17 protein-coding genes and 1 pseudogene are annotated in these 19,277 nt (G+C 60.9%); 17 read left to right on the forward strand and 1 reads right to left on the reverse strand.

Features of this window, described 5'->3' with window-relative positions; all coding sequences use genetic code 11:
* Positions 1 to 123 precede the first annotated feature (123 nt).
* The 12 genes and pseudogenes from J2R76_RS34345 (at position 124) to J2R76_RS34400 (ending at position 12,415) form a co-directional block, all read left to right on the forward strand.
* Complete coding sequence (locus J2R76_RS34345; RefSeq protein WP_076826971.1) at positions 124 to 1,074, forward strand: AraC family transcriptional regulator; 951 nt, start codon at positions 124 to 126, stop codon at positions 1,072 to 1,074.
* Between the two features lie 226 nt (positions 1,075 to 1,300).
* Positions 1,301 to 2,158 (forward strand): alpha/beta fold hydrolase, encoded by an 858-nt coding sequence (locus J2R76_RS34350; protein ID WP_253626111.1) that lies wholly within the window; start codon positions 1,301 to 1,303, stop codon positions 2,156 to 2,158.
* Positions 2,159 to 2,202: 44 nt separating this feature from the next.
* Complete coding sequence (locus J2R76_RS34355; RefSeq protein ID WP_253625473.1) at positions 2,203 to 3,408, forward strand: NAD(P)/FAD-dependent oxidoreductase; 1,206 nt, start codon at positions 2,203 to 2,205, stop codon at positions 3,406 to 3,408.
* A 76-nt stretch (positions 3,409 to 3,484) separates the two neighbouring features.
* Positions 3,485 to 4,441, forward strand: coding sequence for an MBL fold metallo-hydrolase (locus tag J2R76_RS34360; RefSeq protein ID WP_253626112.1), 957 nt, complete (start codon positions 3,485 to 3,487; stop codon positions 4,439 to 4,441).
* An 86-nt stretch (positions 4,442 to 4,527) separates the two neighbouring features.
* Positions 4,528 to 5,319 carry an acetoacetate decarboxylase gene (locus J2R76_RS34365; protein ID WP_076826973.1) on the forward strand — a complete coding sequence of 264 codons (792 nt, stop codon included), beginning with the start codon at positions 4,528 to 4,530 and terminating at the stop codon, positions 5,317 to 5,319.
* A 33-nt stretch (positions 5,320 to 5,352) separates the two neighbouring features.
* Entirely contained in the window at positions 5,353 to 6,528 is a 1,176-nt protein-coding gene (locus J2R76_RS34370) for a patatin-like phospholipase family protein (protein ID WP_253625474.1), read from the forward strand.
* A gap of 42 nt (positions 6,529 to 6,570) precedes the next feature.
* On the forward strand, positions 6,571 to 7,353 hold the full coding sequence (locus tag J2R76_RS34375; protein WP_168855294.1) for a 3-hydroxybutyrate dehydrogenase: 783 nt from the start codon (positions 6,571 to 6,573) through the stop codon (positions 7,351 to 7,353).
* 21 nt (positions 7,354 to 7,374) lie between these two features.
* Positions 7,375 to 8,124 (forward strand): SDR family NAD(P)-dependent oxidoreductase, encoded by a 750-nt coding sequence (locus tag J2R76_RS34380; protein WP_253625475.1) that lies wholly within the window; start codon positions 7,375 to 7,377, stop codon positions 8,122 to 8,124.
* 47 nt (positions 8,125 to 8,171) lie between these two features.
* A complete protein-coding gene (locus J2R76_RS34385; protein ID WP_253625476.1) occupies positions 8,172 to 9,650 on the forward strand; it encodes a sensor histidine kinase in 1,479 nt (492 codons plus the stop codon).
* 2 nt (positions 9,651 to 9,652) lie between these two features.
* Positions 9,653 to 10,042 (forward strand): response regulator, encoded by a 390-nt coding sequence (locus J2R76_RS34390; RefSeq protein ID WP_076826847.1) that lies wholly within the window; start codon positions 9,653 to 9,655, stop codon positions 10,040 to 10,042.
* The gene (locus tag J2R76_RS34395; RefSeq protein WP_253625477.1) at positions 10,039 to 11,289 is read left to right on the forward strand and encodes an adenylate/guanylate cyclase domain-containing protein; all 1,251 of its coding nucleotides are present in this window, start codon (positions 10,039 to 10,041) and stop codon (positions 11,287 to 11,289) included. The genes J2R76_RS34390 and J2R76_RS34395 overlap by 4 nt, the downstream gene beginning before the upstream one ends.
* Positions 11,290 to 11,390: 101 nt before the next feature.
* Positions 11,391 to 12,415 (forward strand): annotated as a pseudogene (locus J2R76_RS34400) (mechanosensitive ion channel family protein).
* Positions 12,416 to 12,615: 200 nt separating this feature from the next.
* Here J2R76_RS34400 and J2R76_RS34410 read toward each other — a convergent pair.
* Positions 12,616 to 13,530 (reverse strand): LysR family transcriptional regulator, encoded by a 915-nt coding sequence (locus tag J2R76_RS34410; protein WP_076826976.1) that lies wholly within the window; start codon positions 13,528 to 13,530, stop codon positions 12,616 to 12,618.
* Positions 13,531 to 13,890: 360 nt separating this feature from the next.
* Between J2R76_RS34410 and J2R76_RS34415 the strand changes: the two genes are divergently transcribed.
* From J2R76_RS34415 to J2R76_RS34435, 5 genes are all read left to right on the forward strand, one after another.
* Positions 13,891 to 14,469 carry a flavin reductase family protein gene (locus J2R76_RS34415; RefSeq protein ID WP_253625478.1) on the forward strand — a complete coding sequence of 193 codons (579 nt, stop codon included), beginning with the start codon at positions 13,891 to 13,893 and terminating at the stop codon, positions 14,467 to 14,469.
* A complete protein-coding gene (locus J2R76_RS34420; RefSeq protein WP_253625479.1) occupies positions 14,466 to 14,870 on the forward strand; it encodes a nuclear transport factor 2 family protein in 405 nt (134 codons plus the stop codon). Before J2R76_RS34415 ends, J2R76_RS34420 begins: the two co-directional genes overlap by 4 nt.
* Positions 14,871 to 14,882: 12 nt before the next feature.
* A complete protein-coding gene (locus J2R76_RS34425) occupies positions 14,883 to 16,463 on the forward strand; it encodes a 4-hydroxyphenylacetate 3-hydroxylase family protein (RefSeq protein WP_253625480.1) in 1,581 nt (526 codons plus the stop codon).
* A 225-nt stretch (positions 16,464 to 16,688) separates the two neighbouring features.
* On the forward strand, positions 16,689 to 17,756 hold the full coding sequence (locus J2R76_RS34430; RefSeq protein ID WP_253625481.1) for a maleylacetate reductase: 1,068 nt from the start codon (positions 16,689 to 16,691) through the stop codon (positions 17,754 to 17,756).
* A gap of 52 nt (positions 17,757 to 17,808) precedes the next feature.
* Positions 17,809 to 18,732 carry an intradiol ring-cleavage dioxygenase gene (locus J2R76_RS34435; RefSeq protein WP_076826860.1) on the forward strand — a complete coding sequence of 308 codons (924 nt, stop codon included), beginning with the start codon at positions 17,809 to 17,811 and terminating at the stop codon, positions 18,730 to 18,732.
* Positions 18,733 to 19,277: the final 545 nt, after the last annotated feature.

The following is a 19,277-nucleotide window of genomic DNA, read 5'->3' on the forward strand; positions in this document are numbered from 1 at the left end:
CGCGACCAGACCCGCTGCACGATGCCCTCGTACAGCGCTCACCGCCATGATCGCAGCACACGGGAAGCGATGCATCCGCAGACGCGCGGAACGAACGCTCTTCCCCAATGCGAGTGGAAGTTCATGAGCAAGCCCATCTTGCGCGCCCCCCTGGACAATGTGCCCGGCGCGACGCAGGCGCATAGGAGTGACCTGCCGGTCGGTGAGCGGCGCCCCGCCAATGAAGAGATGGCACGCGTGCTCAGGACTAAGCCCTTTCGCGTTGCTTTGGAACCGTCCAGCGGCACGATTGCATACTGGAAGCACGAGCCCGTACACGACATCGTCAAGCCGATGGTCGATCACGTCATCATGACCTACCCGACCGGCGTACAACGGCTCGAGCGGCGCACCGGACGATCAGTTGCGATCGGAACGGCTCGTCCCGGCGTCGTGACGCTCATTCCGGCTGGTTCGACCTCTCGGTGGGATATTCACCGGCCGATGCATGTCCTTCAGCTCTATCTTCCGCAGGCAACACTCTCGCGTGTTGCCGACGAAGCCTACGTCGCCGCGCCCGGCGATCTTCTGGAGCGGACAGTGTACTCGGATCCCGTTACATCCCGGTTGCTGATGAGTGCAGTGGATGTTCTGGAAGGACACGCGACGCTGGAAGCATTGTTCAGGCAGCAATTGATGGACCTTCTGGCAACGCGCCTCTTGGCAGCACATGCTGGCTCGTCGATCACGGTCCGGCCAGCTCTGGGCGGCCTGTCGCCAAATGTCCTGCGCCGCGCCATCGAGCGCTTGCGCTCCGATAACGATGCGGACGTTTCCCTCGGAGCACTCGCTTCCGAGGCCGGCCTCTCGCGCTACCACTTTTGCCGTGCCTTCAAGGAGAGCACAGGCCTTTCGCCTCATGCCTGGCTCCGCCAGCGACGGCTCGAGCAGGCCATGGAGATGCTGCGCGACACGGACGCATCGGTCGTCGCGGTCGCGGAGGTCCTCGGCTACGGCTCTCAGACCGCGTTCGCCGCGGCATTCAAACGGTTCACCGGCGAAACGCCGACCAATTGGCGGCGCAGCATGCGTTAGCAGCAATCGCGCTGCAATCGGCGCAATCGCTCTTGGGCAGTGGTCCGCGAGCTCCCCTAGATAGCCGCAAGAAATCTGACGACACGGAGACCAACAGATGATTTCCAAAAAGACCTTCAGCGGCCTCGCCACGTCGCGTCGAAACTTGCTGGCGAGCACGCTCATTTGCGCGACATCGCTGACCGTTCGCCCGTCTTCGGCGATTGGCAAGGAAAGGGACCATTCGATGTCGGCCACACAAGGAAGCGATCCCGCGACTTCTGTGACGACCAAGGACGGCGTGCAGATATTCTACAAGGATTGGGGGTCGAAGTCCGCCCAGCCGATCGTCTTTCATCACGGTTGGCCGCTCAGTTCCGACGATTGGGACGCGCAGATGTTGTTCTTCGTCGGCAAGGGCTATCGAGTCATTGCGCATGACCGGCGAGGTCATGGCCGCTCGAGTCAAGTGAGCGATGGCCATGACATGGACCACTACGCAGCCGACGTTGCGACTGTCGTTGACCATCTCGCTCTTCGCAATGCCATTCACGTTGGTCATTCCACGGGCGGCGGCGAAGCAGCGCGCTACGTCGCACGCCACGGCAGGAGCCGGGTGGCCAAACTGGTCCTGATCGGGGCCGTGCCTCCCTTGATGTTGAAGACGGAAGCCAATCCGGCGGGCGTGCCCATTGAGGTGCTTGACGGATTGCGCAAGCAGCTCGCAGCGAACAGGGCACAGTTCTATCTCGAATTCGCGAGTGGCCCGTTCTATGGCTACAATCGCCCAGGTGCACAGGCGTCCCCGGCGGTGATCTGGAATTGGTGGCGCCAAGCAATGATGGGTAACGCCAAGGCACAATACGATGGCGTCAAAGCCTTCTCGGAAACCGACTTCACCGAGGATCTGAAGAACATCGACGTCCCCACGCTCGTCCTGCATGGCGGCGACGATCAGATCGTGCCCGTTGGCGATTCTGCAACCTTGTCGGCGAAGCTTCTGAAACGAAGCACTTTGAAAATCTACGACCTGCTACCGCACGGTCTGTGTACGACGCATCCCGATATCATCAACGCAGACTTGCTGAAATTCGTGAGCGCCTAACCCGGTGCCTTCATCGAAGAGAGTCAAACCCAAGGAGTAATCAAATGCGACTAGTCATCATTGGCGCCGGATTCGCCGGCATGTATGCCGCTCTCTCTGCGGCCCGGCTGCGCGACATCCAGGGCGTTTCGCCCGAGGCGTTCGAAATTGCGTTGGTTTCACCGGAGCCGACGCTGGTGATTCGACCGCGGCTCTATGAGCCGAAACCGGAGACCCTGACAGCTTCGCTCCTGGATGTGCTGAAGGCCGTTGACGTTGCCTATGTGAAAGGCAGCGCCGAGTCGATCGATACCAAGTCTCAAGTGGTAGACATCGTTGCGGCCAAGGGTGCGAAGCAGAGACTCACCTATGACCGATTGATTGTCGCAGCTGGTAGCCGGCTGTTCCGTCCCAGTATTTCCGGGCTCGCTGAACACGGTTTCAGCGTCGACCAGCTCGACGACGCGATCGCCCTCGACCGGCATTTGCATCATTTGGTGGGGTGGCCGGTATCACGGATGCGCGACACGGTTGTCGTGGCCGGCGGCGGATTCACTGGCATCGAAGTCGCGACAGAAATGCCCGCACGGCTTCGTGAGATCCTCGGCAAGGATGCCAAGCCGCGTGTCATCATCGTCGAACGAAACAGTGCGATCGCCCCCGACATGGGCGAAGGTCCTCGTCCTATCATCGAAGCCGCGCTCCGCAAGTTGGGGGTCGAGACCCGGCTCGGCGTTGGCGTTACCTCGCTCGACAAGTCCGGCGTCACGCTTTCCAGCGGCGAGCATATTGATAGCGGTACCGTGATCTGGGCGGCCGGCATGCGTGCCGCTCCGCTAACCGCGCAGATTCCCGCTGAGCGCGACAACTTTGGGCGCCTGCTCGTCGATCCCGACTTGCGCGTGCTGTCGGTGCCTGGGGTCTTTGCGACCGGCGATGCGGCGAGGGCGGCATGTGACGGGGTTGGCAACTACGCGCTGATGTCCTGCCAACACGCCACGCGGATGGGCGCCTTCGCCGGCAACAATGCGGCCGCCGAGCTGCTCAGCGTCCCTACCAAACCGTACCGCCAGAAGGCTTACGTCACTTGTCTCGACTTAGGAGAAGCCGGTGCGCTCTTCACGCGCGGCTGGGAGCGCAAGGTCGAGATGGTTGGCGACGAAGCCAAGAAGACCAAGAAGGAGATTAATACCGTCTGGATCTATCCGCCGCGGGCCGAGCGTGCCGCTGCTCTTGCTTCCGCTGATCCGGAGCGTGTCACTGATCTCTAAACACCTCACGAGCATTGACCGCGCTTTCTGCGCGAAAGCACGAGCCGCTCAGGATCGAGCGCTGAAGTTCTCGAAGATGGATCGGATGATTCGCAATACTCAACAGGAGACAACCATGAACTTAGACACTGCCGCACGCTCCGTTAGATCGAAGCCCGACGAATTGGTACCATCGCGCTACGCGCTGAAAATCGGCGACATCGATGTTATGGTGATCAGCGACGGCGTGCTGCTGCTGCCGTCCAAGATGCTGGCGCACAACGCCGACCCGGCCGTCCGCGCCGCCTGGCTGGACGACATGTTCCTGCCGCCGGACGCGTTCGACTGGGCACTGAACGTGGTCGTGGTACGCAGCGGCGCGCAGACCATCTTGATCGACGCGGGTCTCGGACTGGACCCGGATCTGCACCTGCCGCGGGCCGGGCAGTTGGTCAAGCGACTGGAAGCCGCCGGCATCGACCTGGCATCCGTGACCGACGTGGTGCTGACCCACATGCACATGGACCATGTCGGCGGCTTGCTGGTCGAGGGCGTGAAGGACCGGCTGCGTCCGGACCTGCGGATCCACGTGGCGGCCGCGGAGGTCAAATTCTGGGAGGCGCCCGATTTCTCCCGCGTCTCCATGCCGCCGGGATTCCCGGACGCGCTTCGGGCCACCGCCAAGCGGTTCGCGAACGAGTACCACAACCAGCTGCGGACGTTCGAAGATGAGCACGAAGTTGCGCCGGGCGTCGTAGTCCGCCGCACCGGTGGCCACACTCCCGGACACAGCGTGGTTCGCGTGGCATCCGGCGGCGACCGGCTGACATTCGCTGGCGACCTCGTCTTCACCGTCGGGTTCGAGCACCCGGATTGGCACAACGGCTTCGAGCACGATCCCGAGGAAGCCGCTCGCGTCCGGATCGAACTTTTGCGCGAACTGGCGGCGAACCGCGAACTGCTGGTGGCCACGCACATGCCGTTCCCGTCGGTCGGTCATGTCGCGGTCGCAGGCGACGCGTTTCGTTGGGTGCCGGCCTTCTGGGACTACTGACCGATTGTTGGCTCAAATCCGAACCAGGGGCGGGCGCTGACAAGCGGCGACCGCGCCCGCCACTGACAAGCTTGGAGCTTACCACCGTGAAACACGAGACCGTGCGCGCATCGTCGTTCGCGATGCCGCTGAGCAGTCCGGCCTTTCCTCCCGGTCCTTACCGCTTCGTCGACCGCGAATATTTCATTATCCAGTACCGCACCGATCCCGACGCGCTGCGCCGCGTGGTGCCGGAGCCGCTGGAGATCACCGAACCAGTAGTGAACTACGAGTTCATTCGCATGCCGGATTCCACCGGCTTCGGCGACTACACCGAGAGCGGCCAGGTCATTCCCGTATCCTACAGGGGCCAGCTGGGCGGCTTCACCCATCAGATGTTCCTGAACGACCATCCGCCGATTGCGGGCGGGCGCGAGCTATGGGGGTTTCCCAAGAAATTGGCGCAACCGAAGCTCGAGGTCGAAATCGATACGCTGGTTGGCACTTTGAACTATGGCTCAATCCGCATTGCGACCGGCACCATGGGCTACAAGCACCGGTCGCTCGATACGGCGGCGGAAGCCCGCAAGCTCGCAGCCCCCAATTTCCTGCTCAAGATCATTCCGCATGTCGATGGTTCGCCGCGCATCTGCGAGCTGGTGCGTTTCCACCTAAAGGACATCACCGTGAAGGGTGCTTGGACCGGCCCCGCTGCCCTGGATCTGTACTCGCATGCCCTGGCACCCGTCGCCGAGTTGCCGGTGCTGCAGGTGCTGTCGGCCAAGCACCTCGTCGTGGACCTGACGCTCGGGCTAGGCGGCGTGGTCCATGACTATCTTGCCACCGACCAGAGCCGCGGCTCGGTCTCGGACGTCTTGATCGAAGCAAATGCCGGCTGACCGAGATCAGCCCTACATCCGGAGCTCCAGAAAATGCTGAACGTCATGCGCGGGGATATCGATCCGGCGCCGCAAGCGGCCAAGCCATTGCCATATGATGTCGTGGCCTTGGTGCTGCAGGGTGGCGGCGCGCTTGGTGCATATCAAGCCGGCGTTTACGAAGGCCTGCACGAAGCCGGCATACGGCCGAACTGGTTGGCTGGCATTTCGATCGGCGCGCTGAACGCCGCCATTATTGCCGGCTCGCCCGAGGCCGAGCGGATCGAACGGCTACGCAAGTTCTGGGAGAGCATCTGCGCGGCGGCGGTGGAATGGCCGGTCGGCGAAGGGCTTGCCAATGCGATGCCGTTCGCCTTCGATCTCCGCTCAGCGCACAATGCCCTGGCGGCGCTCAGGGCCCTCTTGCAGGGGCAACCCGGCTTTTTCAAGCCACGCTTCCCGCCACCGTTCCTGTCGCCCTTCTCGGGCAACGCGGCGACGAGTTTCTACGATACCTCACCATTGCAGCAGACGTTGGAGCGGCTTGTCGACTTTGATCGGCTGAACGCCGGGGAGGTGCGCGTCAGCGTTGGCGCGGTCAACGTCCGTACGGGCAACCTGACCTATTTCGACACGGCTGAACGCCGGCTCGGACCGCAGCATTTCATGGCATCCGGTGCCCTGCCGCCGGGCTTCCCTGCGGTCGAGGTCGACGGCGAGCACTATTGGGACGGCGGCGTCGTTTCGAACACGCCTCTATCCCGAGTGCTGTCGAGCGAGCCGCGCGACACGCTGACCTTCCAGGTCGATCTTTGGTCGGCACGGGGCCGTGTGCCGAATGACTTGATGGAGGTGTCGAGCCGCCAGAAGGACATTCAGTATTCCAGCCGCACACGCGCCATCACGGACCAGGCGCTACGGATGCAGAAGATGCGTCAGGCGCTGCAGCGAATGCTCGAAATGTTACCGGATGGCGCGAAGCAGGATCCGGAAATCCGCGCCATCGCGGACATGGCTCGCCATCGCTCCTGCAACATCATCCATCTGATCTACCAGTCCAAGATCTACGAGCGCCATTCAAAGGATTACGAATTCGGGTTGAATGCGATGCGGGCGCATTGGCAGAGCGGTCTGGAGGATATCCGCCGTACATTGGCCGATCCGCGGCGGCTCGACCCGCCTGCTCCCGAGCTCGGCATTGTCACGCACGATATCCACCGCCGTGACTGATCTCGCGGCAAATCTAATCCCAAACCATCGAAAGGAAGTCCCATGTTGAAGGGCAGGGTAGCCGTCGTCACCGGATCGACCAGCGGTATTGGGCTCGGTATCGCTAGGGAGTTGGCTAAGCTCCGGGCAGACATCGTTTTGAATGGCTTTGGCGATGCCAGCGAAATCGAGGCGATCCGAGGCGGCATCGAACGCGAGCATGGTGTGCGCGCCGTTTACGATGGCGCCGATATGTCGAAGGAGGAGGCCGTGCGCGGATTGATCGCAGCGACGGTCGAGAAATTCGGCCGGCTCGACATCCTCGTCAACAATGCCGGCATCCAATTCACTGCGCCGGTCGAAGAGTTCCCAGCCAACAGGTGGAACGCGATCCTGGCGATCAATCTGTCGGCCGCGTTCCACGGCATTGCGGCGGCGGTCCCGCAGATGAAGAAGCAGTGCTGGGGGCGGATCGTCAACATTGCCTCCGCGCACGGCCTCGTCGCTTCGACGCATAAGGCAGCCTACGTCGCGGCCAAGCACGGACTGGTCGGCTTGACCAAAGTAGTCGGCCTGGAGACTGCCGGGAGCGGGGTCACATGCAATGCAGTCTGTCCGGGCTGGGTGCGAACGCCCCTCGTCGACAAGCAGATCGACGACATCGCTGTGCAAAGAGGGGTCAGCCGGACGGAAGCGGCCAGGACACTCCTGGCGGAGAAGCAGCCGTCCCTCGAATTTGTTTCTCCGGCGCAGCTTGGCGGCACTGTCGCTTTCCTATGTTCGTCCGCCGCCGACCAGATCACCGGAACCGCGATCTCGGTTGATGGCGGTTGGACCGCCCAGTAACCGCAAAGGAACGCGATCAACATGCGTAGCGAAGAAAAGGTCATTGTCCTGACCGGCGGCACTTCAGGGATCGGGCGAGCGGCGGCAATCCGCCTTGCCAACCAGGGCGACAAGGTGCTCGTGACCGGCCGCCGGGCGGGTCCTCTGGACGAAACGATCGCCGAGCATCCGAACATCGCGGGTATCGTTGCGGATGCGGCCTCGATCGATGATGCCAGGCGCACAATTGCCAAGGCGATGGATCTCTGGGGCAGAATAGACGCCTTGGTCAACAACGCCGGCGCGGGCGCAATCCTTCCATTGGCCGATACCACGGCCGATCGGATCATGGATATCTTCTCGGTTAATGTGCTCGGTCCTAGCCTGCTTGCCTCCACTGCCCTTCCGCACCTGAAGACGAGGTGCGGCACCATCATCAACGTGTCGAGCACCTTTGGTCACCGACCCGCGGCCGGACTGTCTCATTATGCTGCGAGCAAGGCCGCGCTGGAGCACCTGACCCGTTGTTGGGCGCTGGAGCTTGCGCCATTCGGCATACGGGTGAACGCTGTCGCCGCTGGGCCAACGGAATCTGGCGCCCTCACCGGCATGATGGGACTGACCCAGGAACAGGCCGCCGCGGTCAAGGAACAGGAGCGTGCGCGCATCCCGCTCGCGCGGCGCGGCGTTCCGGACGATGTCGCAGAATGGATTGTCCGGCTTGCCGGCTCAGCCTCGGAATGGATGACCGGCCAGGTGGTTGCCATCGACGGCGGCCTCGGGTTGGCCTAGTCGCAATCGGGGTGTGGGCGCTGAATCCGGAAGCGATGATCAGCACAATGGATGCCGACTTGAGGAACAGGGTCGATGAGCTCGAACAACGACTGCAGAGCGGAGTAGCCGAGAATGCCCGCCTGCAGGGCGAACTCGCGATCGCGTTGGAGCGGCAGTCCGTCACGGCAGGAATCCTCAATGTCATCGCCAGTTCGCCAACTGACGTGCAGCCGGTATTCGACGTCATATCCGAAAGCGCGAGGCGATTGCTTGCCGGCCAAACGGCGCTCGTGACACGTGTCGTCGGCGACATGCTTCATCTGGCGGCATGCACGGCAGGAAGCGTGGCCGGTGATGAGGAGATCCGAATCTCATTTCCCGCGCCACTCACGTCCTCCGGGATCCACAGCCGGGTCGCACTCACGTCGACGATTGCATTTCGCTCCGATATCGAGACCGAACCGGGTGTGCATCCGGCGATCAGGAGTATGGCACGCGCGAGGGGATATCGAAGCATTGTGGTCGTGCCCATGCTCCGAAAAGGCGTGGCGATCGGTACGATCGGCGTTTCGCGCGTCGAACCCGGAACCTTCACTGGCAGCCAGATCAACCTTCTCAAGACGTTCGCCGATCAGGCCGTGATCGCGATCGAGAACGCACGGTTATTCGAAGAAGTAGAGGCCCGCACGAAGGAGCTCGCTGGATCCCTCGACGATTTACGCGCGGCCCAGGACCGCCTGGTGCAGACCGAAAAGCTCATATCGCTCGGTCAGCTCACTGCTGGCATTGCGCACGAGATCAAGAACCCGCTCAACTTCGTCAATAATTTTGCCACGCTCTCGGTCGAACTGACCGGCGAGTTGAACGAGCTCCTCACTCCGGTCATGCTCCCGGACGACATCCGCGGCGAAGTGGATGAACTGAGTGAGCTGCTAACGGACAACCTTCAGAAGATCGTGCAGCACGGCAAGCGCGCCGACTCCATCGTCAAGAACATGCTCCTGCATTCGCGTGGTGGCGGCGGCGAGCACCGGCCTGCCGACGTCAATGCGCTCGTCGAAGAGAGCCTCAATCTTGCTTATCATGGCGCGCGCACCGAGAGACCGCAGTTCAACGTCACCCTCAGGCGCGAGTTCGATCCGAACACCGGGATCGCCGACGTGTTCCCGCAGGAGATCACGCGGGTGCTGCTGAACGTCATCTCCAATGGCTTCTATGCCGTGGCGAAGCGCTGTGAGCGCGGTGATCCCGGATTTGAACCCGCGCTCAGCGCCGTCACGCATGATCGCGGCGAATACGTCGAAATCCGCATCCGCGACAATGGCGTCGGTATTCCGCCCGAAGTGAAGGAGAAGATGTTCAATCCGTTCTTCACGACCAAGCCGCCGGGCGAGGGAACGGGCCTCGGACTTTCCATGAGCCACGACATCATCGTGAAGCAACATGGCGGCAGGATCGATGTCGAGACTGAGCCCGGCGAATTCACCGAGTTCACCATCCTGCTGCCGCGCAACATCGGTCTTTCTCACAGTATCGGGGGCTGACTATGACTGTATCGGTTCTTGTGGTGGATGACGAACCCGATCTGGAGGTTCTGTTTCGCCAGCAATTTCGGCGCGAGCTTCGCGCCCGGCGCTTTGTGATGGACTTTGCCGGATCGGCAGCGCAGGCCCTGAACCGCATTTCCGATACCGGCGAGCAAACGCTGATCCTCATCCTCTCCGACATCAATATGCCCGGAATGAGCGGGCTGGAGATGCTGCCGGAGCTTCGCGCTCGGCGGCCCGACGTTCCGGTGATCATGATCACGGCGTACGGGGATGCCGAAACGCGCAAGACAGCACTTGAACGGGGGGCACACGCCCTGTTGACCAAGCCGATCGACTTCGGCCAGGTCCGCCAGGCGATCCAGGCGAGACTGGAACAGCCCGCATGACCTCCACCGTTCTTGTAGTCGATGACGAGCCGGATCTGGAGGTGCTCGTCCTCCGGAGGTTTCGCCGGCAGATTCGCGAACGGCAGTTAAGCTTCGTGTTCGCGCGTGACGGTCTTGAAGCGCTGCAATCGATCGAGCAGCATCCGCATGTCGATCTCGTGGTCTTGGACATCAACATGCCGCGCATGGACGGCCTTTCCCTGTTGGCGAAACTGCAGGAGCGAGAGGACAAGAAGGTGGCGATTGTCGTGTCGGCCTACGGCGATATGAGCAACATACGTACCGCAATGAATCGCGGCGCGTTCGACTTCCTGACCAAGCCCATCGATTTCGCCGACCTGGAATCCACGATCCAGAAGACCATCCGTCACATCGAGGTCTTGCGCGAAGCACGCCGGCGACAGGCGGACGCGGAGCGGGCTCATGCGTCGCTGTCGAGATATTTCTCGCCTGAGCTCGCTAAGCGCCTTGCTGCTGTAGATGGCGACGATGGAATGCAGGTCCACTGGCGCGACATTGCAGTGATTTTCACCGATATTACAGGGTTTACGTCACTCGTCGAGACGGCCGATTCGAATGTGCTGAGAGATCTGCTCAACGAATATGTCGGTGGAGTGACGGAGGTCGTCTTCGCCTATGAAGGGACGGTGGCGAAGGTGATCGGTGACGCCATTCAGGTACTGTTCAATGCACCCGGCGACCAGATCGATTACCCCGCCCGCGCGATCGCCTGCGCGCAGGCGCTCGATCGATGGGCCGAAACATTTCGGGAGCGCTGGAAACAGAGGGGCGTTGACTTCGGTGTCACGCGGATAGGCGTCCACGCCGGACCTGCGCTGGTCGGCAATTTCGGCGGCGGCCGTTACTTTGACTACACAGCCTACGGGGACACAGTTAACACTGCCGCCAGACTGGAGGCGGCGAACAAGACATTGGGCACACGGATCTGCGTCAGCGACTCGATCGCATGTAAGGTTCGGGAGTTCAGAGGGCGGCCGATCGGCGACCTTGTTCTGCGGGGACGAAGTGAGGCGCTACGCGCCCACGAGCCCTTGTCAGCTGCGGAGAGTTATGGGTTGGCCGCGACACAGTACGCGACTGCCTTCAACAAGTTGGAGGCAGATGACACTGACGTGGTGCCAGCCTTCGCAGCACTGGTCGGTCTCAACGCCGCCGACCCGCTGGCGAATTTTCATCTGAAGCGGCTCCTCAACGGGGCCAAGGGTGTTCGAATGCATGTGGGGTAATTGGGCACACCTCCAGGGCGTGGGCTCATTGATGCGTAGCTTCACCTGAGCGTAGGGCCCTTCCGTCGGTGGCAACCGACCGCTATTGCTGAATCCCAATCATGTTAGACGAAGATCATATGATGCCGCTTGTTCTGACCAACATCCTCGGAATTGCCGGTATCGTCGTTTGGCATCTTCAGGGGAGCAACCGTCCGACCGGCCGACTGATCGCCCAGATCCTGTTCTTTATCGGCATGAGTTTTACGCTCTATCTGGGCGGCATCGCTCCGCATCGCGTCGATGGCGCCCAGTTGCGGGGTCTCGGCGCGTTGCTCTCCATATCGGCCAGGATCCTGTGGTGGACCCATCTCGCATGGGCCATCATTGGCCTAGTCCACATCTATATGTTGCTCAATCGTCGGCCACGGGAAGCGCACCTGATCCAGGACATGGCCGTTGGTGTCATCTGTCTCGGTGTGGTGCTGTCGATCATTGGTTTTGTGTTCGGTGTCCCGGTTGGTACGCTGGTCGCGACCTCAGGCGTCGTCGCGATCATTTTCGGCCTTGCGCTGCAAAATACCATTGGCGATGTCTTCTCAGGGATCGCGCTGACGCTGGGAGGGCCTATGCCATAGGCGACTGGATCCAATTGAAGGATGGCACGGAAGGCCGCGTCGTTGAGACCAACTGGCGCTCGACCAATCTGCTTACCGGAGGGTACAATGTCGTTGTTGTGCCGAACAGCATCCTGGCAAGACAGGGTGTTACCAATCTCAGCCGCCCCGACGAGACGCACCAGATCACGTTGACCGTACGCATTGCCACCACGACGCCAAACTTCGTCGAGCAAGTCATGCGGTCCGTACTGGATGCCAGCACGCGGATCGTCCAGGACCCGTCGCCGATTGTCGCCCTGAATTCGATTGACGCCGCCGCGATTGAAGTCGAGTTGTTATTCCGTGTGGAGAGTCGCGCCGGCTGGACGGCGGCCCGCAACGAAGTCATCGACCTCCTTTACAGCCAATGCAAAGCAAACGGTCTATCTTTGGCCGCGCCGGCCGAAAGCCTTGTCTTCGACTCGGCCGCGATCAGCGGCGAACATTCTGCCAGGGCAATCGAAGCGCATTCATCCCGCGCGGGTTAAGGTTCACGCAAAGGTATCCTTCCAGAGCGCCGCAGGTGTTTCCTTTGAAAGGAACGAGATCGGACAGCGTGACGCTGCGCGGTTTCTCGCGCCAAGCGTCGTCGGCCTCCCACATGATCTGTGCGACAGCGCCCCTAGTACCCAACACGTGGACATGGAGCTTGAGGTTGCCGTCCTCCCGGTTGCCGATGTCGATCGCGCTAAGCGATTTCGGCGGCTACAAGGCGTAGTCGATTGCGCAGCCAGGCGTGTGCGGGGTCGTTGTTATGTCGAGGATGCCAATACATCGCTTCGTGAATGTCGGGCAAGGCAATGGGGGGCTCGAATAGTTTGAGCCTCGGGCAGGAATGCAGCGCCCGGACCTCGCGCTCCAGCACGAGACTGATGAGCGGGGTACCCTCGATGAGAAACGGAACCAGCAGGAAGCTTTCGACCGTGACGTGAATGCGCCGCTGGATACCCATCTCGGCAAGGCGTTGGTCGGCCAAGTTTAGCTGCCGGTCCATACCGATGCCATAGACGAGATGCGGCAGTTCCAGGAACTGTTCGTGGGTCAAGCAATCCTTCGCGATGTGCGGATGTTGGGCGTCGGCAGCACATAGCCAGCGGTCGCTAAGTAGAGGCGTCGACGGGAATCCGGCGTCGCCAAACAGTTCGCTGGGCTCGATCACGAGGTCGGCCTGGCCGCTCTGCAACATGCGCCCCGGGTCGCGGGCGCGCGGCAGGAGATGAACGGTCACGTTGGGTGCTTCGGTGGTGAGCGCACGCACCAGGGGCGTCAACAATACCAGGACGGCGTAGTCCGAAGCACTTATCGAAAAGCTACGCGAATTTTCGGCAGGATCGAAATGCGCCTTCTTTGAAAGCGTCTGCTCGATGCGCTCCAGCGTCTCCCGCACCGGAACGATGAGCTCTTCTGCGTTTCGCGTCAGCTCCAACCCTCGACCGAAGCGAACCAGAAGCGGATCGTCGAACAGCTCGCGGAGACGCGACAGAGCCGCACTCATCGCAGATTGCGTAAGGCCAATGCGCTCGCCGGCGCGACTGACGTTTCGTTCCGTCAGCAGTGCATCGAGCACGACTAGGAGATTGAGGTCGACGCTGCGAAGGTTCAAAGCCCTACTCTCGTTGACCGGCAAGTGGCACGATGCAGGAGTGTGCACGTTCCGACCGAACAAAATCAACCTGATTTGATGGTTTCGGGAGCCCGCGGCCGGGGAAAGATCGGGTCATAATATCCATACGATCGATGTTAGACATCCATTGCATCGATAGTGGGGCGCGGCGCCGGGTTTGCTGACCGCCACAGTCCGATCGCCTGCAAAACGCAGCATTCGCGTAAATATTTGAAATCACAAATATCGATTGGACGCCTTGTAATTCTCCCGAATAGCCTCGTGACGTTGCCAACATGTCGCGCACTTTCCTCCAAGCGGGGCAGGAAATAGCGCGAGGCTGCGATGGGAGGCTATACGATGAGACATCGTTTGGAGATAGGCGTTAGTGCGCGCGCTGCGCTTTGGGATCTCGCTTCCGGTCCGCGACCCGATGCTTTCCGCACGGTGATGCGTCGGATCGTGGGAGGCGTCGCCGTTGTTGGCACGCTTCGGGAAGAACGGCCGTGGGGAATGACGGTGAGCGCGTACACGCCCGTCTGCATGGAGCCACCGACCCTTCTGGTCTGCATCAACGCGAAGACGGTCACGGCCGCGGACATCGAGAGAGACCGGAAGTTCTCGCTCAATCTGCTCAGTGAAGCTCAAGCCGGACTCTCTCAACGTTGCGCACAGCCCGGTGATTCGAAGTACCTCGACGGCTATGTCGTGCCCGCGGACGAGCTTCCCGTCCCATCTTTTACACCCGTGCTGCGTGAGGCGATCGCAACGTTCGATTGCGACGCCTCCGAAATCCGACGGATAGGGACCCATGTCGTCGTGATCGGTGCGATCCGCACGATCTTGGCGCCTACGTCGCTTCGTCCCCTGCTGTACGGGCAGGGCCGTTACTTGAAGACAGTCGCGTTGGACCTCGCATCCGCAGGGGCGTCTGCATGAGTATCGAGAAGGTCGTCGAACGATTCTACGAAGCCCACAACGCCCGCGATGCCGCAGCGGTCGCGGCTCTTTATGCGCGCGACGCCAGTCACGAGGAGATTGCGCAACGCAAGGTCAAACAAGGTCCGAAGGAAATAGCGACGGGCCTGGAGCGCTTCTTCGGCTGGTTTCCCGACGCTTCCTGGACACCGGAACGGCGTGCCGTCGGTGCGAACGGTGTCGCCATGATGAGCTACCTCCTGAAGGCGACGCTCAAGAGCCAGATGGGACCGATCGCGCCGCGCGAGCAGGCGATTTCACTTCGCGGCGTGCATTTGTTGGTAATCCGCGACGGCCTCATTCACCGGAGCGAGGACTACTGGGATGCAGATACTTTTCAACGTCAACTCAACCATGTCTAACGGAGAATAGAAATGAGAAGCGGGAATGAATACCTGGAGTCGCTCCGCGACGGCCGGAAAGTCTATGTCGGAGGCGAACTGATCGAGGACGTCACGACTCACCCTGCGACTAAGGGCTATGCCCAAGCCATCGCCGGATATTACGATCTCCACCTCGATCCGAAGAACCAGGAAATTGCGACCTTCATCGACAAGCACGGTAACCGCCAGTCGATGCATTGGTTCCTACCGCGCAGCAAAGAGGACGTCGTCAAGCGCCGGCAATACTGCGACTTCCTCTGCCGCCATTTCAAGGGCGGCATCTTCACCAGGCCGCCTGCCGGCATGAACGTCGTGATGTTTACCCAGGTGGACGATCAGAAGCCCTGGTCGGAAAACTCCCGCTTCTCCGGAAAGAAGCGCGATCTCTCCGGCAACATCCAACGGCAGTGGGAAGAAGTGACTTCGCAGGATCTGGCCATCTCGCCGATGTTCCTCGACGTGCAGTTCGATCGCGGCCGCGACAATGCGATGGCCGAGACGCCGATGCTCAAGATCATCGAAGAGCGCGATGACGGCATTCTGGTGCGAGGCTGGAAGGCGATCGGCACTTCCGTTCCGTTCGTCAACCACCTCCTCATTGGAAACCTCTGGCGCCCCGGTCAGACGCCCGAGCAGACCGTTTACGCGCTGGTACCGATCGCCACAAGGGGCATCTCGGTCGTCGCCCGTAAATCGAACGCTCAGCCAGATGCCGATCCGTACGATCGTCCCTTGGCCACGATCGGAGACGAATTGGATGCGATGGTGTACTTCGACGATGTCCTGATTCCCTGGGACCGCGTCCAACACGTCGGTAATCCCGATCATGCCAAGTGGTATCCGCAGCGGCAGTTCGACTGGGTGCATCTCGAGACTCAGATCCGGCATTGCGTCCACGCCGAACTGATGGTTGGTCTCGCGCTGCTCCTAACGCAATCGCTGGGTACCAGCACCAATCCGGTCGTACAGGCCCAGCTCGCTGAACTCATCCGCTTCCGCGAGACGTGCCGTGCATTCATGATCGCCGCCGAAGAAACCGGCTTCGCGACGCCCGGCGGTCTTTTCAAGCCGAACAACATCTACATCGACTTCGGCCGTGCTTATTATCTTGAAAATCAGAACAAGATGGTCAACTTGCTCATCGATTTCTGCGGCCGCGGCGTCGTGATCCAACCGTCGAGAAAAGAGCTGGAGGACCCCTACATCGGTCCGAAGCTTTCCGAGGCTTTGCGCGGTGCCGAGATCAGCGCGTACGACCGCATCAAGATCTTCCGTCAGATCAGCGAGCGGTACCTGACCGAATGGGGCAACAGGCACGAGATGTTTGAGAAGTTCAATGGAACGCCGCTCTACCTCATCAATCTGCTCACGATGCAGCGTACGGAGTACCAGGTAGACGGTCCATTGACCGAGTTGGCTCGGCAGGTTCTCGGCTTCGGCGATACGGCAGAACTCGGCAAGCGAGCTGCAGAGGCACAGAAGAACTCGCACTACGCCAATGTGCGCTTCCAACCCGAATACGCCAAGGCGCAGGACCAGCGCGACGGTTATATGTCGACGGCCGCCGAGTAGAAAACATCCTGAAGCGCTCGGGCGAAAGCCCGAGCGTCGAGGGCTCTCTTCAGTGACAGGCCGGCAGGTGGCAGCGCTCCGCCATCGACCAACCCCTCACATTTCGGACTTGAATCTACTCGATACGAATTTGCAAGGCGCCGCGGCAACCGCTGCGATGCCCTCGAACTTGAGCGACCCACGGATCGGGCTGCCAACTTACGATCTCATAAGAACAGTGCTGGCATGATCGGATCATTCACGTACGAAAGTCTTCCGTGTCGCGTTGTCTTCGGCAGTGGCACGCTGGGTACCGTCAACGCCGAGGTCAGACGCCTCGGTGGCAAACGAGCTCTGGTGTTGACCAGTTCGCAACAAATGACGCAGGGCGTCTCACTCGCGGACGAGCTTGGGTCGCTCTGTGCCGGCATATTCTCCGACGCCACGATGCATACGCCGGTCGAGGTGACAGAGCGGGCATTGACCGCGCTGAGGACGTGCCACGCGGACTGTGTCATTTCGCTCGGCGGCGGATCGACCATCGGCCTCGGCAAGGCGTTAGCGTTGCGCACCGGCGTCAATCAGCTCTGCATTCCCACCACTTATGCGGGCTCCGAAATGACTCCGATTCTCGGAGAAACCCGCGATGGACGGAAGACAACCCTACGCAGTGCGGCCGTGCTGCCGGAAACAGTTGTCTACGACGTCGACCTGACGATGACCTTACCTGCTAAGCTTGCCGCGACTTCGGGCATCAATGCGATCGCCCATGCCGCGGAGGCGCTCTATGCTCAAGAGGCCAATCCCGTGATCTCGCTGATGGCGGAAGAGGGCATCCGTGCCCTTGCACATGCGTTGCCCGTGATTGCCGTCACAAGCGACGATCACGACGCGCGCACCGAAGCACTCTACGGCGCATGGTTTTGCGGGGTTTGTCTCGGTACCGTCGGAATGGCACTGCATCACAAGCTTTGTCACGTGCTCGGTGGTCGGTTCGATCTTCCGCATTCGGAAATGCACGCCATCGTTCTCCCGCATGCGCTGGCCTATAATGCGGCGGCAGCCCCCGACGCCGCGGCTCGCATCGCCAAGGCAGTAGACGCGAACAACGCAGCCACCGGGTTATTCGATCTAAGCCGGCGACTAGGCACGAAGCGCGGGTTGCGCGAGATCGGTATGCCGGAAGATGGTATCGACCGTGCGGCGGACCTTGCGATAGTCGACGCCTATTGGAATCCCCGTTCTCTCGAGCGCGACGCAATCCGAGACCTTATCGCCCGCGCTTGGGCAGGCGAACCGCCTGCCGTACCTTAGGAGACGATGCTCTCTTCCGCCAAACAAAGCGAACTCAACCCACGGAGTGATAATGCGCAATTTCAACGAAGATACGATCACTGATGCGGTGCTTGAGCGACTGCAGGGCGCAACGAATGCCCGCATTCGAGAGATCAGCGAGGCCCTGGTGCGACATCTCCATGCGTTTGTACGCGAGGTGCGTCCCACCCAAAAGGAATGGGAATACGGCATCGACTTCCTCACGAGGACCGGTCAAATGTGCGACGACAAACGCCAGGAGTTCATTCTGCTCTCGGATACTCTGGGCGTCTCGATGCTGGTCGACGCGATCAATGTTTCTTCGGTGCCCGGCGCGACGGAAAGCACGGTGCTCGGCCCGTTCTTCGTTCAGGACGCTCCAGAAGGGAAATTGGGGGAGGACATCTCCAACGGCGTCGAAGGCGATCCGCTTTTCGTCACGGGCTCGGTCTCGACCGTCGACGGTCTCCCCCTTGCCGGCGCATCGGTCGATGTCTGGCATTCCGACGACGATGGTAATTACGACGTGCAGCAACTCGGTGAGATCGGGGGGCTGGCGATGAGGGCCCGCTTCCGCACCGACGCCAGCGGTCGATTTAATTTTTGGTCGATCAAGCCGGCAGCCTATCCGATACCGCACGACGGCCCAGTCGGCGAAATGCTAAAGGCACAGGGCCGGCATCCTTGGCGGCCGGCACACGTGCATTTCATGATTTCCGCCCCGGGCTTCGAGCAATTAGTGACGCACATCTTCGTCGCAGGCGACCAGTACCTCGATTCCGATGTCGTCTTCGGCGTGAAGGACGATCTGGTCCGGGAATTCGTGCTTCGTAACCCCAGCGACGAAGGCGACGGTCGGGCCACCAATAGAAAGTACTACTACCTAAATCACAATTTCGGTCTGAAGAGGGCTGCGAAAAGCTCACAATCCTTGGAGTCAACGAAGGTCTCGAGAGTTCCCGGCGCACAAACCTGAGTGCGTTCGCCGCTCAGCTCTCTCGACCGTAGCGTCGAGCAGCTACTCACTAGTGTTGGGCTGCCAAGATGAGCATAGGCGCCACGCAGGGCTCAGCGCGCCCGGCGAGACTGGCGGTCCATCGTCCGATCCCTGTTGCCGGCACGCGTGGCCCATTCCGACAAAGCAAAATTCTCTAATGATCTCAATAGCCCGAAAGGCTGCAAAATATCGGAATAGCACCAGAAAACATTGCCGAGATTCGAAGACTTCCAATCTGAATGGAGACCGGCTTCTCGATCATCTTAGCGCGATAGGAGGTCGCGTTGAGGCGGCTTTAGGCGAAAGATTTAAGAAGGTACCGTAGGTTTTCTGGCTGTGCGGAAAGGCGGTAGCGTTCCCCCGCTACCATGCATTCGTCATCCCGTCGCGGTTCACCGCCTTATCCAGCCTCCAAAGGGATGGTGCCTTCCACGCGGTCCGCCAGCTCGGGGGCCAGCTCGCTCTGCGGCCAAGGCACGAGTAACGAGTGAAAGACTGCCTGGCGTTCAGCTGTCGGGTCGGGG

This window comes from Bradyrhizobium sp. USDA 4532 (genome assembly GCF_024171315.1).
In the GTDB taxonomy this organism is placed as follows: Bacteria; Pseudomonadota; Alphaproteobacteria; order Rhizobiales; family Xanthobacteraceae; genus Bradyrhizobium; species Bradyrhizobium australafricanum.

What these genes read in the sequence shown, in the direction of transcription:
- J2R76_RS34350 (WP_253626111.1), top strand. Translation starts at nt 1,301, where the DNA reads ATGTCGGCCACACAAGGAAGCGATCCCGCGACTTCTGTGACGACCAAG.
- J2R76_RS34345 (WP_076826971.1), top strand. Translation starts at nt 124, where the DNA reads ATGAGCAAGCCCATCTTGCGCGCCCCCCTGGACAATGTGCCCGGCGCG.
- J2R76_RS34425 (WP_253625480.1), top strand. Translation starts at nt 14,883, where the DNA reads ATGAGAAGCGGGAATGAATACCTGGAGTCGCTCCGCGACGGCCGGAAA.
- J2R76_RS34395 (WP_253625477.1), top strand. Translation starts at nt 10,039, where the DNA reads ATGACCTCCACCGTTCTTGTAGTCGATGACGAGCCGGATCTGGAGGTG.
- J2R76_RS34420 (WP_253625479.1), top strand. Translation starts at nt 14,466, where the DNA reads ATGAGTATCGAGAAGGTCGTCGAACGATTCTACGAAGCCCACAACGCC.
- J2R76_RS34390 (WP_076826847.1), top strand. Translation starts at nt 9,653, where the DNA reads ATGACTGTATCGGTTCTTGTGGTGGATGACGAACCCGATCTGGAGGTT.
- J2R76_RS34360 (WP_253626112.1), top strand. Translation starts at nt 3,485, where the DNA reads ATGGATCGGATGATTCGCAATACTCAACAGGAGACAACCATGAACTTA.
- J2R76_RS34435 (WP_076826860.1), top strand. Translation starts at nt 17,809, where the DNA reads ATGCGCAATTTCAACGAAGATACGATCACTGATGCGGTGCTTGAGCGA.
- J2R76_RS34430 (WP_253625481.1), top strand. Translation starts at nt 16,689, where the DNA reads ATGATCGGATCATTCACGTACGAAAGTCTTCCGTGTCGCGTTGTCTTC.
- J2R76_RS34415 (WP_253625478.1), top strand. Translation starts at nt 13,891, where the DNA reads ATGAGACATCGTTTGGAGATAGGCGTTAGTGCGCGCGCTGCGCTTTGG.
- J2R76_RS34385 (WP_253625476.1), top strand. Translation starts at nt 8,172, where the DNA reads ATGGATGCCGACTTGAGGAACAGGGTCGATGAGCTCGAACAACGACTG.
- J2R76_RS34380 (WP_253625475.1), top strand. Translation starts at nt 7,375, where the DNA reads ATGCGTAGCGAAGAAAAGGTCATTGTCCTGACCGGCGGCACTTCAGGG.
- J2R76_RS34375 (WP_168855294.1), top strand. Translation starts at nt 6,571, where the DNA reads ATGTTGAAGGGCAGGGTAGCCGTCGTCACCGGATCGACCAGCGGTATT.
- J2R76_RS34355 (WP_253625473.1), top strand. Translation starts at nt 2,203, where the DNA reads ATGCGACTAGTCATCATTGGCGCCGGATTCGCCGGCATGTATGCCGCT.
- J2R76_RS34370 (WP_253625474.1), top strand. Translation starts at nt 5,353, where the DNA reads ATGCTGAACGTCATGCGCGGGGATATCGATCCGGCGCCGCAAGCGGCC.